The 16793-nt window shown below is 43.3% G+C and carries 12 protein-coding genes; 7 read left to right on the top strand and 5 right to left on the bottom strand.

Features of this window, described 5'->3' with window-relative positions:
• The first annotated feature begins 19 nt into the window (after window positions 1–19).
• From HUW48_RS13855 to HUW48_RS13840, 5 genes are all read left to right on the top strand, one after another.
• Entirely contained in the window at window positions 20–1762 is a 1743-nt protein-coding gene (locus HUW48_RS13855; protein ID WP_182411515.1) for a RagB/SusD family nutrient uptake outer membrane protein, read from the top strand.
• A gap of 163 nt (window positions 1763–1925) precedes the next feature.
• Window positions 1926–3887, top strand: a complete 1962-nt coding sequence (locus HUW48_RS13850; protein ID WP_182411514.1) for a GSCFA domain-containing protein — start codon at window positions 1926–1928, stop codon at window positions 3885–3887.
• 14 nt (window positions 3888–3901) lie between these two features.
• Entirely contained in the window at window positions 3902–4291 is a 390-nt protein-coding gene (locus HUW48_RS13845; RefSeq protein WP_182411513.1) for an SxtJ family membrane protein, read from the top strand.
• An 11-nt stretch (window positions 4292–4302) separates the two neighbouring features.
• On the top strand, window positions 4303–4452 hold the full coding sequence (locus tag HUW48_RS26825) for a DUF5989 family protein (protein ID WP_220463928.1): 150 nt from the start codon (window positions 4303–4305) through the stop codon (window positions 4450–4452).
• Window positions 4453–4455: 3 nt separating this feature from the next.
• A complete protein-coding gene (locus HUW48_RS13840) occupies window positions 4456–6267 on the top strand; it encodes a carbamoyltransferase family protein (protein WP_182411512.1) in 1812 nt (603 codons plus the stop codon).
• Window positions 6268–6753: 486 nt separating this feature from the next.
• Here HUW48_RS13840 and HUW48_RS13835 read toward each other — a convergent pair whose 3' ends face one another.
• The 5 genes from HUW48_RS13835 to HUW48_RS13815 form a co-directional block, all read right to left on the bottom strand.
• Window positions 6754–8997, bottom strand: a complete 2244-nt coding sequence (locus HUW48_RS13835; protein WP_182411511.1) for a xanthine dehydrogenase family protein molybdopterin-binding subunit — start codon at window positions 8995–8997, stop codon at window positions 6754–6756.
• A gap of 10 nt (window positions 8998–9007) precedes the next feature.
• Window positions 9008–9991: an FAD binding domain-containing protein gene (locus HUW48_RS13830; RefSeq protein WP_182411510.1), complete on the bottom strand. Its 984-nt coding sequence runs from the start codon at window positions 9989–9991 to the stop codon at window positions 9008–9010.
• Window positions 9988–10629, bottom strand: a complete 642-nt coding sequence (locus tag HUW48_RS13825) for a (2Fe-2S)-binding protein (RefSeq protein WP_182411509.1) — start codon at window positions 10627–10629, stop codon at window positions 9988–9990. The genes HUW48_RS13830 and HUW48_RS13825 overlap by 4 nt, the downstream gene beginning before the upstream one ends.
• An 88-nt stretch (window positions 10630–10717) precedes the next feature.
• A complete protein-coding gene (locus HUW48_RS13820) occupies window positions 10718–11776 on the bottom strand; it encodes an NAD(P)-dependent alcohol dehydrogenase (protein WP_182411508.1) in 1059 nt (352 codons plus the stop codon).
• Between the two features lie 603 nt (window positions 11777–12379).
• On the bottom strand, window positions 12380–14143 hold the full coding sequence (locus HUW48_RS13815) for a tetratricopeptide repeat protein (protein WP_182411507.1): 1764 nt from the start codon (window positions 14141–14143) through the stop codon (window positions 12380–12382).
• 536 nt (window positions 14144–14679) lie between these two features.
• Between HUW48_RS13815 and HUW48_RS13810 the strand changes: the two genes are divergently transcribed.
• Window positions 14680–15459, top strand: coding sequence for a sulfotransferase family protein (locus HUW48_RS13810; RefSeq protein ID WP_182416380.1), 780 nt, complete (start codon window positions 14680–14682; stop codon window positions 15457–15459).
• Between the two features lie 209 nt (window positions 15460–15668).
• Window positions 15669–16760, top strand: a complete 1092-nt coding sequence (locus HUW48_RS13805; RefSeq protein ID WP_182411506.1) for a PLP-dependent cysteine synthase family protein — start codon at window positions 15669–15671, stop codon at window positions 16758–16760.
• The last annotated feature ends 33 nt before the right edge of the window (window positions 16761–16793 follow it).

The following is a 16793-nucleotide window of genomic DNA, read 5'->3' as shown; positions in this document are numbered from 1 at the left end:
ATTGTTAAACTAGAATATTATGCTTCGATATATAAGAAAATTTACTAAATCAGCGGTTTTTCTGCTGCTCATCAGCGTAACCGCTTGTAAGGATGATTTTGTGGAAGTAAACAACCCGGGAGCTCTTTCCACGAGTAATTATCCCGGCTCCATCAATGACTTGCAGCAACTACTAACGGGTTTGTACGCCACTCAACATTCCGGCGGTTTATATGGCCATAATTTACTGGGTAAAGCCATTGGCTGCTGGGACCACACCGTAGATTTAAGCTGGCAAGGTACGGCTACCTGGATTGCTTTAGCCCAGAACAATACCCAGCCCAACGACGGCTTTCTTTTTGAAACCTGGCGGGACACCTGGAAAGGAGTACAAAGAGCCAATACCTTACTAACCAGCATTGAAGCGTATCGCCCTAAATCTTTACCTGCGGAGCAGGCTGCCTTAAACGAAATTAAAGGCCAGGCGCAGTTCCTTCGGGCCTGGTATTATTATTATCTCATTTCTATCTGGGGCGAGTCTTTTATCATAAATGGCCAGGGAGGTGAAAAATTAGGCGTTCCTATCATTACAGAAGCCGCCTCCGGACTGGATCAAACCCAGGTTCCCCGCGCTACCGTCAAGGAAGTTTGGGATTTTATTATTAGTGATTTAAAAAGCGCCGAAACTTTACTGGCGGGCAAAACCTGGACCGCCTTGAATGAAAAACATAAAGTAAGTACCTGGGCCGTAAAGGGCTTTTTAGGAAAAGCCTATGTCTATACTCAGGATTGGAACAATGCCAAAACCTACCTGAAAGATGTAATTGATAACAGTGGTAAAAGCTTAGAGCCCTTTGATGTGTATAAAGACATGTTTAACGGTAAAAACGAGTTTAACTCCGAATCCTTATTTGAAGTGAACCTAAACTCTGACATGACTACCTGGGGCGCCGGCGATGTCTCGGCAGGTTCCAGTATCGGAATGGTTTTAGCGCCCACCTATGTAGGAGATAATGGCAGTGCGGCGGCTTCGGCGTGGTCCAACGTTTTTCCGCACGCCAAAAACATTGCCCGATTTGGGTTTAACGAAGGTCATTACTTTAAACCGGGTACTACCCAGGCCAATGCTACCAATGTTGATCCGGAATATGTGGCCCGGTCTTTAAAAGTGCGTCAGGATAAAACAGTAGACCCCCGGCTTTGGGTTTCCTGCCAGCAACCTTACGTAGATAGTATGATTGTAGCCGGTAAAAAACGAGCCATTTCACACTACTTGGATATTACTGAAATTAACATGGAGGCCTGGAGTTTCCGCAAGTTTGTTAACCTGACCGGGGCAGAAAGTGAAATCAACATGAATAATCCGTCTAACTTTTACTGGTTGCGCCTGGCCGATGTATACCTGTTATACGCCGAAACTTTACTAAATTCCGGCGATAATGCCACGGCTTTGGAATACATTAATAAAGTAAAACGCCGGGCTTACAGTTATCCGGTAGACGGAGCATCACCGGTAGATTACCAAACTTTAGCGGATAAAACCGAAGCCACTGATCCGGTTTTGGGCAACGATCCGTTAAAGTACGAGCGCTGGGCTGAATTTTTTGGCGAAGGGAACTGGTGGTTTGATGTACGCCGCTGGCAAATTGGCGATAAGGAAGCAAGTTATTACCAGCGGGTGCGAGGCGGCGCTATTGAATGGGCTCCTACCGATTATGCGCAACCTATTCCGGTTCAGGAGTTAAATGCCAACACCAAAATTACCCAGAACCCCGGTTATTAACCGTAAAGGAATATCCCGGGCATTTTCTTTTTTAGTAAATCTTTGCTTGGATAGAAAAGAGAATTGCCTTATTTTGATGAATAACTCTAAAAACTGTCGATGCTGGTAAATCATCGGCAGTTTTTATTTTAAAAATACAGGAGTAAAAGTAAGTGCCTCTTGCATGAGTAATCACGTGCCTTCCGTTCAAACGGATCAGCCAGTTAAAATTCCGGTAAATAAAAAGCGGTTATTGCTTTTTAAGGTAATGGCTTTGCTGGTGCCTTTTCTGCTGTTGTTACTGCTGGAAGGCTATTTAAGGCTAATTGGCTACGGACATGATTTAAGTTTGTTCGTGGAAGATCCTCAGAAAAAAGGCTTTTTAGTAATGAATAAACATGCTTCGGAGAAATATTTTACCAAAGCCGAAAATGCTACCATTGGCAACCAGGAAATATTCCGGCAGGTAAAAACACCGGGCACTTTCCGGGTATTTGTACTCGGCGAATCAACTACCATTGGGTATCCTTACTTTTATAATGGTTCCTTTCACCGGTGGCTGCAATACCGGTTGATGCACACCTTTCCGGAGAAAAACTTTGAAATTATTAATGTGTCTTTAACCGCAGTAAACTCCTACACGGTTTTAGGATTTGCCCGGGAAATAGTAAATTTTGAGCCGGATGCTGTTTTAGTTTATACCGGGCATAACGAATATTACGGCGCCTTAGGGGTAGGGTCTACCAGTACCATTGCGAGTAACCCGTACTTGGTGCGGTTCATACTAAAGCTCCGGGAATTTCGGTTAACCCAATTAATTTCCCAAATAGTTATGGGAATTAAAAAGTCGTTAACCATTCAGAAAGTAGACTTACGGGAAAACTTAATGAAACGCATGGCCGCCCGGCAGCAAATTGTATATAACTCCAAAGAATATAACTTAGGAGTGGAGCAATTTAAAACCAATGTGAATGCTCTTTGCCGGTTATTAAGCCAGCACCATGTTCCGGTTTTTATCAGTAATCTGGTAAGTAATGAAAAAGATTTAAAGCCTTTTATCAGCTTGCCAGGTAATTCAGCTAAATCTGCTCAGTACCTGTATCAACAAGCCACGGATGCTTATAACCAAAAAAATTTTAAGAAAGCGAAGCAGTTATATATCCAGGCCAAAGAAATGGATTTACTCCGTTTCCGGGCACCCGAAGCCTTGAACCTATTTATTCAGGAATTACCTGCCAAATATCCGGGAGTACATCTGGTAGATGCCAAAAAATCTTTTGAGCAGCATTCGCCGCAGGGCATTATTGGTAAAGAAACCATCCTGGAACACGTTCATCCGAATTTATATGGCTATGCCATTCTTTCAAATGCTTTTTACCAAGCTATGAAAGAGCATAAACTAATAGAAAATAACTCAAAAAGCGAGCTTGATTTTAAGACTCTTTTGCAGCAAATGCCCATTACCATGGTAGATTCATTAAAAGGTGCTTACGAAATAATGATGCTCAAAGAAGGCTGGCCCTTTAATGAACCCATGCTGCCCGAGGTAAAAAAAGAAAAAACTACGGAAGAAAGTCTGGCCGGGGCTGTAGCGGTAAAACAAATTTCGTGGGGCGAGGCAATGAACCGCTTATTAAAGCATTATTTAGTAAATAATAATCAACGGGGAGCCTTAAAAGTAACAGAAGCTTTATTGTTAAATCAACCCTACGACCGGGAAATTTACGTGCAAGCTGGTAAATTAAGCATGAACCTGGATGATTATAACAAAGCAGCTTTTTACCTGAAAAAAGCTTTTGACATGGAAAATAATCTGGAAACCGCGCAAAGCTTGTATATTACTATGTTGAAAGCAGATAAACCAGAGGAAGCAATGCCTTATCTAAGTTATGCGGCTAGCCAGAATCAATCTAATTTTCCTTTATCTCAGTTGCAATTGTTTGTGCAGCAATTAATTGCCTTGAAGAGCCGCTACCAACACGATACTACCAATATTAACTTAAGCAACCAGTTAGCCGCGGGCTATTTACAGTTCGCCAATACGGCAGCGGCATCCAAATACATAAATAAATCGCTTCGGCTGGATTCTGATAATGGAGTGGCACTGCAATTAAAAAAACAAGTTCAGGCGATACTTGCCAAATAAAATAAGAAGTTAAAATGCTTAAAATATTTCCGGAAGTTACTAAAAAGCAAGTTGTTGAAACCGGAGTTTTACTCGTAGCGGTGTTTTTATTGGTGGGCCTATACCAACATAAATATTTTTGGTTTCAATTAGCTTTAGTTGGTTCCGTATTAATTTTACTGGTGCCTCCAATATTTTATCCGCTGGCTCGCATCTGGTTTGCGCTAGGGCAGGTCTTAAACCGGATTTCCTCGGTTGTACTTTTAACTTTACTTTTTATTGTAATTGTTATCCCAATTGCTACCCTGAAAAGGATTTTTGGGAAAGACACCCTGCAGTTAAGAAAATTTAAAAAAGATAAAGAATCTGTTTTTATAGAACGGAATCATACTTTTACTCTTTCCGACATACAATATCCATTTTAAATTTACTTGTTTTGGAATTTATACAAGAATTCTGGCTTTTTCTTCGAACCCGTAAAAGATACTGGTTATTCCCTTTAATTTTATTGCTTCTTTTACTTGGCGCTTTAACTTTAATTACTGGTGGTTCGGCCCTGGCCCCCTTCATTTACAGCCTTTTTTAAGGTATGACGAAACTAACCGTTATACTGGGAATATCGGCTTTTTACCACGACAGTGCGGCTGCTTTAATTATCGACGGAGAAATTATTGCCGCAGCCCAGGAGGAACGCTTTACCCGCGTTAAGAACGATGCTTCGTTTCCCAAGAATGCCATTTCCTACGTTTTGGCAGAAGCCAGATTGCAACTGGAAGATATAACCGAAGTGGCTTTTTATGATAAACCTTTCTTGAAGTTTGAGCGCTTATTAGAAACTTACCATGCCGTAGCACCCGCGGGATTACAAAGTTTTCTGAAAGCCATTCCGGTCTGGATTAAAGACAAGTTGTTTATGAAGCGGCTGATTAGGAAAGAACTCTCTGCTCTCGGGAAATTAGCGGCCCCGATTTTATTTACGGAACATCATTTATCCCATGCTGCCAGTGCTTTTTATCCATCTCCTTTTCAGGAAGCGGCTATTTTAACTATTGATGGAGTAGGAGAGTGGACCACTACATCTTTGGGGAAAGGTTCGGGCAATTCTATCGAGATACTGAAAGAATTACATTTTCCTCATTCCCTGGGTTTGTTGTATTCCGCTTTTACTTTTTACCTGGGTTTTAAGGTAAATAGCGGCGAATATAAAATGATGGGGCTGGCACCCTATGGTCATCCTAAAAGTAAGCAAACTTTACTTTTTATTCAGAAAATAAAAGAAAAGCTTTTGGATATACGGCCAAATGGCTCCTTTTTGTTAAATATGGCCTACTTCCGGTTTGCCAGTGATTTACAAATGACTCACGACCAAAAATGGCAAGGCTTATTTAATATTCCCCGTCGCCAACCCGAATCAGAAATTAACCAGACCCACATGAATTTGGCGCTGGCTATTCAAATCGTAACGGAGGAAGTAATTCTTCTATTGGCAAAAACAATGAAGCAAATTACCGGAAGTAAAAATTTAGTAATGGCCGGTGGAGTAGCTTTAAATTGTGTAGCTAATGCCCGAATTGTGGAGGCTAAATTATTTGAAGAAGTTTGGGTGCAACCAGCCGCCGGGGACGCGGGTGGTGCTTTGGGCGCTGCTTTAGCGGTTTATTATTTAAACCAACCCGAAAAAACGCGGGTTTCCCAAAAACCAGATGCCATGCAGGGAGCCTATTTAGGTCCGGTTTATTCAGATAAACAAATTGCCCGAGCATTATTAAAATTCAATATAAAAGCAGAAGTAATTGAATCAAGGGATTTATTACTTAAAAAAACCGCTCAAAATTTAAAAAGTGGGAAAGTAGTAGGTTGGTTTCAGGGCAGAATGGAATTTGGGCCGCGGGCTTTAGGCAATCGCAGTATTCTGGCTGATGCCTCTAATTCCCAAATGCAACAACGCCTGAATGAAAAGATCAAGCTTCGGGAAGGATTCCGACCCTTTGCACCTAGCGTAAGGGTAGAAGATGTTACAAGGTATTTTGAGTGGGAAGGCTTATCTCCTTATATGTTACTAGTGGCTCCCGTAAAAAATAACATCCGTACTCCGGAGCCACCGGAGTATCATACATTACCCTTGTACAACCGATTGTCGCACCCCCGTTCTTCTATTCCAGCAGTCACACATTTAAATTATACGGCACGTCTGCAAACGGTTACCCAAACTACCAATCCGCTATTTTATGATTTGCTTACCGAATTCTTTATCTTAACTGGCACCGGTGTTTTAGTTAATACTAGTTTTAATGTAAGAGGTGAGCCTATTGTTTGTACCCCGGAGGATGCCCTGCGATGCTATCTTAAAACGGATATGGATTGCTTGGTTCTGGGTAACTATATTTTAGAGAAAAATTAAAACAAGTAAACTTTAAAAATAATTGGAAAGTTTTATAAACGAATTAAAATATTACTTAATTCATTCTATGCGTTTGAATTTAGCTTGAAACAAGTAAGCACCAGTTAATTTAGAAAATAGGCAGAAATAAAGAATATAAAAAAGCCTCTACGTTTAAGCTTTTCTATATTCTAAAAGGCATCTTACCCAATTTCTACCGGCGGAGTTCCTTGGCAATCGGAATAGACTCTTTAATTATAAATTATCCATAAGTAATGGTTACCTCTAAGATAAAGGTTAATAGATATTATTAGCCCTTGCATACCTTTTAAGCCTACTAACCAGAACTGTTTGCCAGAATAGAAGGATCAAGGTTTTATGATGGATAGTAAAACTAGCCATTCATAATAATTCTGAATAGCAAATTTCCCTGTCCTTTCGCCTTCTATAAAACCAATGTACAATATAAAATTTTTAGTAATTACAGTGCATGTGAAATCCCTTTTCTTATACTTCTATCAGCTTATCCGGGGTAATTGGTAAAGATCGGATGCGTTTGCCGGTGGCATTGAATACGGCGTTGGCAATAGCCGGTGCCATACCCACCAAGGCAATTTCTCCCAGGCCTTTCGAACCCATGGGATTGGTAAAAGGATCTTTTTTATTCACGAATAACACATCTATCGGGGGAATATCGGCATTGACCGGCACATGGTAATCGGCTAGGTTGTTGTTAATAGGTCGGCCAAAGCGGTGATCTACTACCAGTTCTTCCATTAAGGCCATGCCAATACCACCTACGGCCCCACCTATCATTTGACTGGCCGCTGTTTTCGGGCTAACAATAGTGCCTGCATCTGCACAGGACACCACGTGGTCAATTTTAATCCGGCCAGTGGCGGGATGAACCCTAAGTTTTACAAAATGTACTGAGAACGAATACATGGAATAAGGCTGTTCCTGACCTTTGGATTCTTTGGTAAGCTCCAGGGCAGGTAAATTGTTTTGCCGGAACAGATCGATGTACGAAACTTTAACGGAAGGATTTTTCTTTAAAGCTATGCTATTGTCAGAGAAAATTAAGTCTTCTGCTTTTACATCAGGATTCTTGGCTTTATGAAAAACGCTACCTGTTTTGCTGGCTAGGGCGGCAATCTGCTGTTTCAATTCGGCACAAACATCGTGTACAGCCGAACCTACTGTTGAGGTAACGTTAGATCCTCCTTGCATCGGGCCGGGTGGCAACTTGGTGCTTCCCATTTGTATAGTAATTTTATCGGGTGCTAAACCCATTGCTTCCGAGGCAACGACGGTCATCATCGTAGCTGTACCCGGACCCATATCGTTTACCGAACATTGTAACAACAACTTGCCATCTGGTTGCAGTTTTCCTTTTACGGTGGCTACCCAGCGCATGGCCCCAAATGAGCCGGTACCCATACCGTAACCTATCAGCCAGTCGCCGTCTTTAACCATTTTGGGTTGTAGCTGCCGATCTTTCCAGCCAATTTTCTCAGCTCCCATCTGGTAACATTCTTTCAAGTGTTTGCTCGACCAGGGCCGGTTGTGCTCCGGATCAGTATCAGAGTGATTACGCAAGCGAAATTCAATGGGGTCTAATTTTAATTCATGCGCCAGTTCGTCCATGGCAGACTCCAGGGCAAAAGCGCCGGTTGCTTCGCCTGGTCCTCTCATCCAGATAGGCGTACAAACGTTTAAGGGTACCAGCCGGTAACGGGTGGCCACGTTCGGACAAGCATACATAAACTGGGTAATATTTACGGTAGCTTCGGTAAATTCTTCATAAGTCGAAGTGTTCGCCGTAGCTTCGTGGGTGATACCAACTAGTTTCCCATCCGCAGTAGCGCCCATGCTTACTTTTTGAATAGTTTCCGGACGATACCCTACGTTGGTAAACATCTGTTCCCGGTGTAAAACTAATTTCAGGGGCTTGCCTACTTTTTGAGCCCCCATAATAGCTGCAATTTCGTAGGGCCAGGTGCGCAAGCCCATCCCAAAAGCACCGCCAATGTGCTCCGCTTGCACCGTAATATTTTCCGGATTTAATTTAAAAGCATCCTTGATGGAATTCCGGGTAGATTCTACACCCTGGGTTTTGGTATACACAGTTACTTTATCGGGGCCATCCCAACGGGCAATAATGCTTCCCAGTTCCATGGGGTTGTGCACTTCCACGGGATGGTAATATTCCTGCTCTATTTTCACGGGGGCATTTTTATAAGCATCTGCTTCCCCTCGGTTATAATCTTCTTTCCGCGGACCTGATGGAATTCTGGCTTTACTCAGGTTAGTTTTGAGATTAGTTTGGTGCGCTTCTTTTTCGTATTGTGCTTTCACCAATTTGGCGGCAAACAATGCCCGTTCGTAAGAATCGGCAATGATTAACGCAATGGGTTGATCGTAATATAATATTTCATTATTGTAAAAAATGCGTAAAGGCTGTCCGGCAGTAGGTGGTTTAGAAGGATCTTTCCCGGTTTGGTAGCCCGGTATTTTGGGGGCATTTACATGCGTAATAACTGCTAATACCCCAGGTGCCTGTTCGGCACTTTTAGTATCCAAGCTTTTAATCCGACCTTTAGCAATGGTACTGCCTACTAAAAATCCATAAACTAGGTTGGGTACTTTGTGTTCGGCAGCATAGGTAGCCGTTCCGGTTACTTTGGCTCGGCCATCTACCCGGCTAATAGGATTGTTTTGTTTCTTATCGAAGAAGAAATCCTTTTCCATAAATACATTATTATGCTTTTCTGGTAGCTGTTTTCAATGCCTCTACTACGGTGTTCGGGGCTAGTTTTAGTTTAAAGTTGTTGTGCCCATATCCATGTGCGCCTTTCAGGGCCAGTTCCGCGGCTTGCCGGAATGTGGCCTCAGAAGCTGTTTTTCCCTTTAAAAAAATTTCTGCTTCCGTCAGGCGCCACGGTTTGTGCGCGACTCCACCCATGCTTAACCGAACATCCTTAATGGTATCTCCCTGTAAATCTACAGCAACAGCTACCGACACTAAGGTAAAGGCATAAGACGTACGGTCCCGGACTTTTAAGTAATGCACGTGTTCTTTAAAAGAGTTATCCGGTATTTCGATACCCGTAATTAATTCGCCTCTTTCCAGGGTATTGTCCTTTTGCGGCGTGTCGCCGGGTAAGCGGTGGAAGTTTTGAAATGGAATACGGCGGTCCCCTCTAGGTCCGGTCACGAGTACGGTAGCATCTAAGGCCACCAAGGCAATGCACATATCGCTAGGGTGAACGGCAATGCAATTTTCCGAAGTTCCGAAGATAGCGTGCATCCGGTTAAACCCTTTTAAGGCGCCGCAACCGGTTCCAGGTTCTCTTTTGTTGCAGGGCATATCCGTATTGTAAAAATAAGGACAGCGGGTACGCTGCATCATATTACCGCCCACGGTAGCCATGTTCCGGATTTGCTGCGAAGCACCCGCCTGCAGTGCTAAAGATAGTAAGGGCTGTTCCTTTCGCACCAATTCATTCTCGGCCACCTCGCTGTTAAGAGCCAGAGCCCCAATATGTAGCTTATTGCCTTCTTTTTTTATTTCTTTTAAAGGCAGGTTGTTGATATCGATGAGCTTTTCCGGAATAGTTACGCCTTTTTTCATCAAGTCCACCAGGTTAGTGCCGCCAGCAATCCATTGCGCCTTACTTTCTTTTACCAGGGCATCTACTGCTGCTTTGGGAGTGGAAACCCGACTGTATTCAAAATTAATCATACTTTTTGCCCTCCCTGTTTAACCTCTGTAATGGCTTTCACAATGTTGGGATAAGCGCCGCAGCGGCAAATATTACCGCTCATGTATTCGCGTATCTCATCTTCGGAATTGGCATGGCCTTCCCGGATACAGGCAATCCCAGACATTATCTGCCCGGGGGTGCAATAGCCGCACTGAAAACCGTCGTGTTTAATAAAGGATTCCTGCATAGGATGCAGTTGATCTACGTTGGCTAAACCCTCAATGGTAGTTACTTTTTTGCCATCCTGCATTACGGCCAGCGATAAGCAGGAAAGTACCCGCTTCCCATCTACATGCACCGTGCAAGCCCCGCACTGCCCATGGTCGCAGCCTTTTTTAGTGCCGGTTTGTGCCAGTTGCTCCCGTAGCAAGTCGAGCAGGGTAACCCTGGGCTCAACTGTTAATTGTTGAGCCTTGCCATTTACTTCCAGGGAAAGGGGTACCTTCTCAAAATAAGAAACTGCTTTTTCGTCCCATCTTAATTCAGCGGCTTTTAATAAAGAAGGAGGAGCCACAGCAAGAGCGGTCAGAAGGGAAGATTGCTTTAAAAAGTTTCTCCGTCCTTCATCGGGCTGCTGGACTTCTTGTTGCGGTTTGGGTGATTTTTCAGGAGCCATTATTAGGGAGATTTACTATTCCTATTTATACGCACGCTTATTCGTTCTGCATTTTTCAAAACCTGATCTCATTCCTGTCAAGGAACTATCAGCTTTTTAAAGAGGCCATGTCAATCACGAAGCGATATTTTACATCGCCTTTCAATAAACGTTCGTAGGATTCATTAATATTCTGGATGTCGATCATCTCAATATCGGCAGGGATGTTGTGCTCGGCGCAGAATTCAAGCATTTCCTGCGTTTCGGCAATACCGCCAATCATAGAACCGGCAAAGCTTTTACGGCCCGGAATAAGGCTGAAAGCAGCAACAGGAAGCGGATGCTCCGGCGCTCCTACCAGGGCCAGCGAACCATCTACCCGAAGTAAAGCCAGATAAGCATTAATATCATGCTCTGCCGAAACACAATCCAAAATAAAATGTAGTTTGCCGCGGTACGCAGTCATCTGTTCAGGATCTATTGATAGTACCACTTCGTCGGCACCTAACCTTTTGGCTTCTTCAAATTTCGATTCGGAGGTAGTAAACGCTACTACCTGGGCGCCCATAGCTTTGGCGATTTTAAGACCCATATGGCCCAAACCACCAATGCCCACAACACCTACTTTTTTACCCGGACCAACATTCCAATGGCGTAGGGGAGAGTAAGTAGTGATACCGGCGCAAAGCAAGGGAGCGGCGGCGGCAGGATCGAGGTTTTCCGGAATACGTAATACAAAGTTTTCATCTACCACAATGCTTTCAGAATACCCGCCAAAAGTTGGATTGCCGGGAAGATTATTGTCAGGAGAATTGTAAGTTCCTACGTTGCCAACTGCACAATATTGCTCCAATCCTTCTGTACAATAGTCACATTCCCGACAAGAATCGACCATACAGCCAACACCCACCAGGTCGCCTACTTTATATTTACTAACATGACCGCCAACACTAACCACCTTACCTACAATTTCGTGGCCGGGTACGCAAGGATAGAGTGAAGGTCCCCATTCACTCCGGGCGGTATGTAGATCGGAATGGCAAACGCCGCAGTACAGAATTTCTATTTCCACATCGTGTGGGGTAGGCTTCCGGCGGTTAATATTCATTCCATTTAATGGTAAGTCTGCTGCTTCGGTACCAAATGCTTTTACTTCTTTTACTTCCATAGTTTTTAAATTTTCTTTTTTGTATTTAAACCGGCCATTACTCTAATGAGGATAGCCTTATTTAATTTATAATGTTTGTTTTCTCCTCTTACGGTAAGAATTAAATATCAGCCAAGTCTATTTTCACTTGGATAATATGAAAGACCTTCAACCTAGCAGATCTTATCATGCTGAGGATAATTATTGTGGTCTATGTATAGGTTCAATATCATAGTTATGCTAGCTAACAACATCTTGGTTAGGTTCTTATCCTATAGGCGTTTACCTGAATAACTTCTCGGTTTCTGGTTTTCTTATTATATAAAGGCATTGACCCTTATTCCGGGTCAGGTAATAGTAATCAAACCAATAATTAAGAATTTTAAATATTTTAACAAGAGCGGGATCCTAATAACAAAAGGGGGAATAGTAAGCGCCTACTATAAAAAATACCGTTGCTTTTAATAAAATAAAGTAAATAATCTATTATCCAGCGGGAGCCTGATAGCTGCAAGATCTAGTGTTTTCTCAAGCGTAGGGCATCTGCTTTCTGGAAGTTTTATACCCCTTTGAATTTAGGATTTCCCAAGGGAACAACTGTTTGTTATGTTACTTTAGTATTTATTAAATATTTTGAATTAAAGCATCAAGGCTGGCTTCTTCTTCCAGGTTCAACTTTTTGCGTAGCCGATAGCGGGCTTTGCGAATAGATTCTCCCGAGATGCCCAAAGTATGGGCCATTTCGCGGGTAGATAAGTTGAACTTGGTTAAAATTAACAACCGGGTTTCGGCCGGCGAAAGGTCCGGAAACTTCTTCTTTAACCGGTACATAAAGCCCGGATAAACCTGTTCAAATAAGCGCCAGAAGTGCTGCCAGGCTTCCTCAGTGAGCATGGTGCTGGCTACTAAATTATTAATTTTTAAAGCAAGTTGATCCGAATCAGACTTATCGGGAGTTGTTGGCAGTTGGGCAGATAAATTATCGACCAAAGCTGTTTTCTCTTTCAAAGCCTGCACATAAGCATTTAGAGCTTCTTGGGCGTACTGCAACTCTTTTTGAGCAAGTTCTACTTGCTTTTTTTGACGCATCCGAATGCGGTTGAAAAGCAAACCTCCAATTATAAGAAGTGACAGAAAGGTGCCCAATATTACGGAATAGCGCAAGCGGCTCAGACTTTTTTCACTCTCCAGCAAGTTTACTTCGGCCTGGTGACGTTTAGTCTCTGCTTTATTTACCGCCCGGTTCAGGATTTTAGCGTCCAATACCTGCTGCAAGCTGTCCTTTACCTGGTTGAGCGCATCGGAAAAATATAATGCGTTAGAATACTTTCCAGCCGCTTTGTTTAAATCTACCGATACTTGTAAAAGACGTTTGCGAAATTCTAAAAAACCAGTTGGTTCCCGGATATATTCCTGCGCTAACTTCTGACCAACGGTTAGGTAATACCCGGCACTATCTAGTTGCTGCTTCCGGACAAAAACGGTTGCCAGCGCCAAGGCAGTATAAGCGGCATCTTCCGGGGCCCGGTTAACAATTTGGCTTGTAATCTGATAGCTGCGGCGTAAATAAAAAAGTGCAGAATCATTTTGTTTTTGAGCCACAAAGGTTTGCCCCAGGTTACCAGCTCCAATGCCCACCCATACCAGCATGTTTAAAGCCGCCGCCCGAGCCATGGTTTTCCGATAAAATAGCCGGGCTTGTGGCCAACGATGTTGTTTGGCATAGATTAATCCAATGGTATTGTAGGTATTTATTTCGGTGCGGGGCAGGTAAAAGGAATACTTGGTAGCAGTTAAATATGCCGCCAGAGCTTTATCGTAATCCTCAAACCGGTAATAATACAAGCCCAGATCCGACAGGTAGCCCGAAGCATTAGGCACCTGATGGTAGCCTATTTTTTGAAAAGCTGTTTGCGCCTGGAGTAAATATTCGAAGGCGGGTCCGTATTGGGCTTCTAAAAAGTAAATTTGACCGGTATAATGGTCGCAGGAAGCAGCAATATCCGGGTAGCCTTTTTGCAAAGCCCAGGATTTGGTACGCGCCAGTTGCGCCACCGCGGGCCGGTAATCGCCCCGGGGAAAGTATTGTTTGTTGTTTTCGGAAAAAGGAATGCGGTAGCACCGCTGAAAGTGTTCGGCGTAAGCTTTTAATCTTTTATCCCCCAGGCTGTCAGCAGTGTGCACGACGGTTTGCAGAAAATGGTGGCTGTTTGTAGAATCCCAATCCGAAATTAACTGATCGGAGCAGTAACGCCAAAACAAGGGTAAGCGCTGCGAAGAAGGAACTTGAGTTAGGAACCGGGTTTGAGCCAGGGAGCTAGAATAAAGCAGCAATAAGAGGAATAGAGAAAAAAGCCGGCCTGAAAGCGTAGTAAGTTGCTGATACATAATCGAAAACCCAGCGGTTAAAGTACAAAAAAATATTTGAAGTCCGGAAAGGATCTTCTAAATCTTCTTAGTTCTAAGGCACAACTATATTCTTTAAAGTTGATTTCCAGACTCAGAACAGGGTTTTTGAATTTGTCCACGCTTTTGTCCCGGGCTAAAATTGGGTAAATATTTGAAAGTTAGTAGGTTTGACTTATTCTTCTGACCTATAATACTTATTAACTGATTAATACTAGAAGCAGATTTAGCTTGAAGTGAATCGCGCCATTTTTCTAGCTTTTACTTTAAAACTGCCATACTATGCAAATACTTTCTACCCTTTTTAGGCTCACCCACAAAAGATGGCAAATAAGGTCCATCCCAGGGTGTTTCTGCTCCGGTCGAACCCTTGAGCCTTGTTAAAATTGGATGTCGGTTGGTGCAGTAAACAAATCTTGTGATACAACCGGCCTGGAGGTTTAATTAGGGTGGGGGCATTTGGCTGGTTCTTGATTTAATGCCCCGGCTGTTGGCCGAGTTGTTAATACCTAAGCGTAATCCATAGTAGCGTATTTAAAAAACATAGCACGAGTTTAAAAATCATTGGAGCCGGATTTGGACGAACAGGTACCTTGTCTACTTATCAAGCTTTAAACACCTTGGGCTTTCCTTGTTACCATATGTTTGAAGTGATTGAAAACAAAGAGAACAAAACTCATCTTGATTTCTGGAATCGCGTGGCGAATGCGCCGGCAGGTCAGCAGCATGATTGGGAAGAGGTGTTTGCCAATTATACGGCTACCGTAGATAATCCCGGCTGTTGCGTCTGGCGAGAATTGCTGAAAACATATCCGGATGCTAAAGTATTAGTTACGCTTCACCCCCGGGGACCAGAGGCCTGGTATGAAAGTACCATGGATACGATTTATTTTACCGAAAGCATGTGGCAATTTAATTTCCTGAAGCTATTTACCCCTTTTGCTAAGAAAATGGGAAACATGTCGTCTAAATTGATCTGGCAGCGCTCCCATAAAGGAACAATGCAAGATAAGGATGCCGCAATAGCTCGCTACTTGGAGCATGTGGAAGAGATAAAAGCGTCTGTTCCCGCGAACCGACTCTTGATCTTTACCGTGGACCAGGGATGGGAGCCTTTATGTCAGTTTCTGGAAGTTCAAGTGCCGGAATCCGCGTTTCCTAAGGTGAATGATCGCGCGGAAATAAAAAAGACAATTGCCAATATTACGAAAGGTGCCTATATGTTTTTGGCCCTAGGAATAATAGCATTAACCGGGTTGGTTATTGGTTTATCGCAATTTGTACAAAAAGCGAAATAATACAATCGCTACAAGTTACTTTAAACTGGTTTTTAAATAAAAATTAGCGGCCAAGACTAAGTTAATTAACAGTTTACCTATAACCAAAGAACCCAGGGAAGTTGTAACAAATTAATGTTCAGAACGCCCAACAGGATATTTCTTTTATAACTACCATTTCTCCGTTACTAATGCTTTTATTTTCTTTTTCTACTTAAAACCGCGCACCTATGCATGTCCTTCCTATTGGTTATCAAAGCTTTCCGTATTCTGAAGATAATTTCTTATTAACAGAAACGGCCCTGACACCTGCTGTTCAGAAAAAGTTTGAACGGCTCTGGTACCTGGTTGGCAACACGCCCATGCTGGAATTATTCTACACCTTTGAAGGACAGCCCCGTTCGCTCTACGTAAAATGTGAGCAATACAATTTGACCGGCAGCATGAAAGACCGGATGGCGCTTTATGTATTGCAACAGGCATATCGGGAAGGAAAAATCAGACCAGGCGACCGTATTGTGGAAGCTACCAGCGGCAGTACGGGTATTGCCTTTTCGGCCATCGGTCGGGCGCTGGGGCACCCCGTTACGATTATCATGCCCGAAGGTGTAAGCCAGGAACGTATTGCTATTATTCGGAGTCTGGGAGCTGAAGTCGTGCTATTTACCAAAGCAGAAGGCGGTTTCATGGGTGCTATTCAACGCTCCGAAGAGATGGCCGCGTGCGACCCGCGCATCTTTTTGCCCCGTCAGTTTGCTAATAGAGATAATACGGAAGCCCACCGCCTGACAACAGGTAAAGAAATCTGGCTTCAGCTGCAGAGTGTTGATGTTATACCGGATGCCTTTGTGGCCGGTGTCGGTACTGGAGGAACGGTTATGGGTGTAGGCCGCTATCTAAAATCCCGAAACGTGGATGTTCAAATCCATCCAGTTGAGCCAGCTGAATCGCCTACCCTATCCGTAGGTTATAAAACCGGAACGCACCGCATTCAGGGCCTCTTTGATGAGTTTGTTCCCGGTATTTTAAAATTAAATGAATTAGATCAGGTATTGCAGGCCAGCGATGGCGACGCTATACTAATGGCGCAGAAGCTGGCCCGGGAACTGGGCATCGCGGTAGGTATTTCGTCGGGTGCGAACCTGGTCGGTGCCATTAAGCTACAACAGGAAATGGGTCCTGATGCTCATGTGGTGACTGTCCTGTGCGATTGTAATAAAAAATACCTGAGTACCGACCTGGTTCGGAATGAACGAGTGAAGTCTACCTATATCGCTCCTAAAGTCATATTTAAGGATTATCGCCCGATCAGCCGCTTATAAAGTAATAGTTCGGTTGTGTTTTAATTCTTCATT

The sequence above is a fragment of the Adhaeribacter radiodurans genome (assembly GCF_014075995.1).
GTDB lineage: Bacteria > Bacteroidota > Bacteroidia > Cytophagales > Hymenobacteraceae > Adhaeribacter > Adhaeribacter radiodurans.
This window is presented reverse-complemented; position numbering and strand designations above follow the sequence as displayed.

What these genes read in the sequence shown, in the direction of transcription:
- HUW48_RS13840 (WP_182411512.1), top strand. Translation starts at nt 4,456, where the DNA reads ATGACGAAACTAACCGTTATACTGGGAATATCGGCTTTTTACCACGAC.
- HUW48_RS13825 (WP_182411509.1), bottom strand. Translation starts at nt 10,629, where the DNA reads ATGGCTCCTGAAAAATCACCCAAACCGCAACAAGAAGTCCAGCAGCCC.
- HUW48_RS13850 (WP_182411514.1), top strand. Translation starts at nt 1,926, where the DNA reads ATGAGTAATCACGTGCCTTCCGTTCAAACGGATCAGCCAGTTAAAATT.
- HUW48_RS13805 (WP_182411506.1), top strand. Translation starts at nt 15,669, where the DNA reads ATGCATGTCCTTCCTATTGGTTATCAAAGCTTTCCGTATTCTGAAGAT.
- HUW48_RS13830 (WP_182411510.1), bottom strand. Translation starts at nt 9,991, where the DNA reads ATGATTAATTTTGAATACAGTCGGGTTTCCACTCCCAAAGCAGCAGTA.
- HUW48_RS13820 (WP_182411508.1), bottom strand. Translation starts at nt 11,776, where the DNA reads ATGGAAGTAAAAGAAGTAAAAGCATTTGGTACCGAAGCAGCAGACTTA.
- HUW48_RS13845 (WP_182411513.1), top strand. Translation starts at nt 3,902, where the DNA reads ATGCTTAAAATATTTCCGGAAGTTACTAAAAAGCAAGTTGTTGAAACC.
- HUW48_RS13855 (WP_182411515.1), top strand. Translation starts at nt 20, where the DNA reads ATGCTTCGATATATAAGAAAATTTACTAAATCAGCGGTTTTTCTGCTG.
- HUW48_RS13815 (WP_182411507.1), bottom strand. Translation starts at nt 14,143, where the DNA reads ATGTATCAGCAACTTACTACGCTTTCAGGCCGGCTTTTTTCTCTATTC.
- HUW48_RS13835 (WP_182411511.1), bottom strand. Translation starts at nt 8,997, where the DNA reads ATGGAAAAGGATTTCTTCTTCGATAAGAAACAAAACAATCCTATTAGC.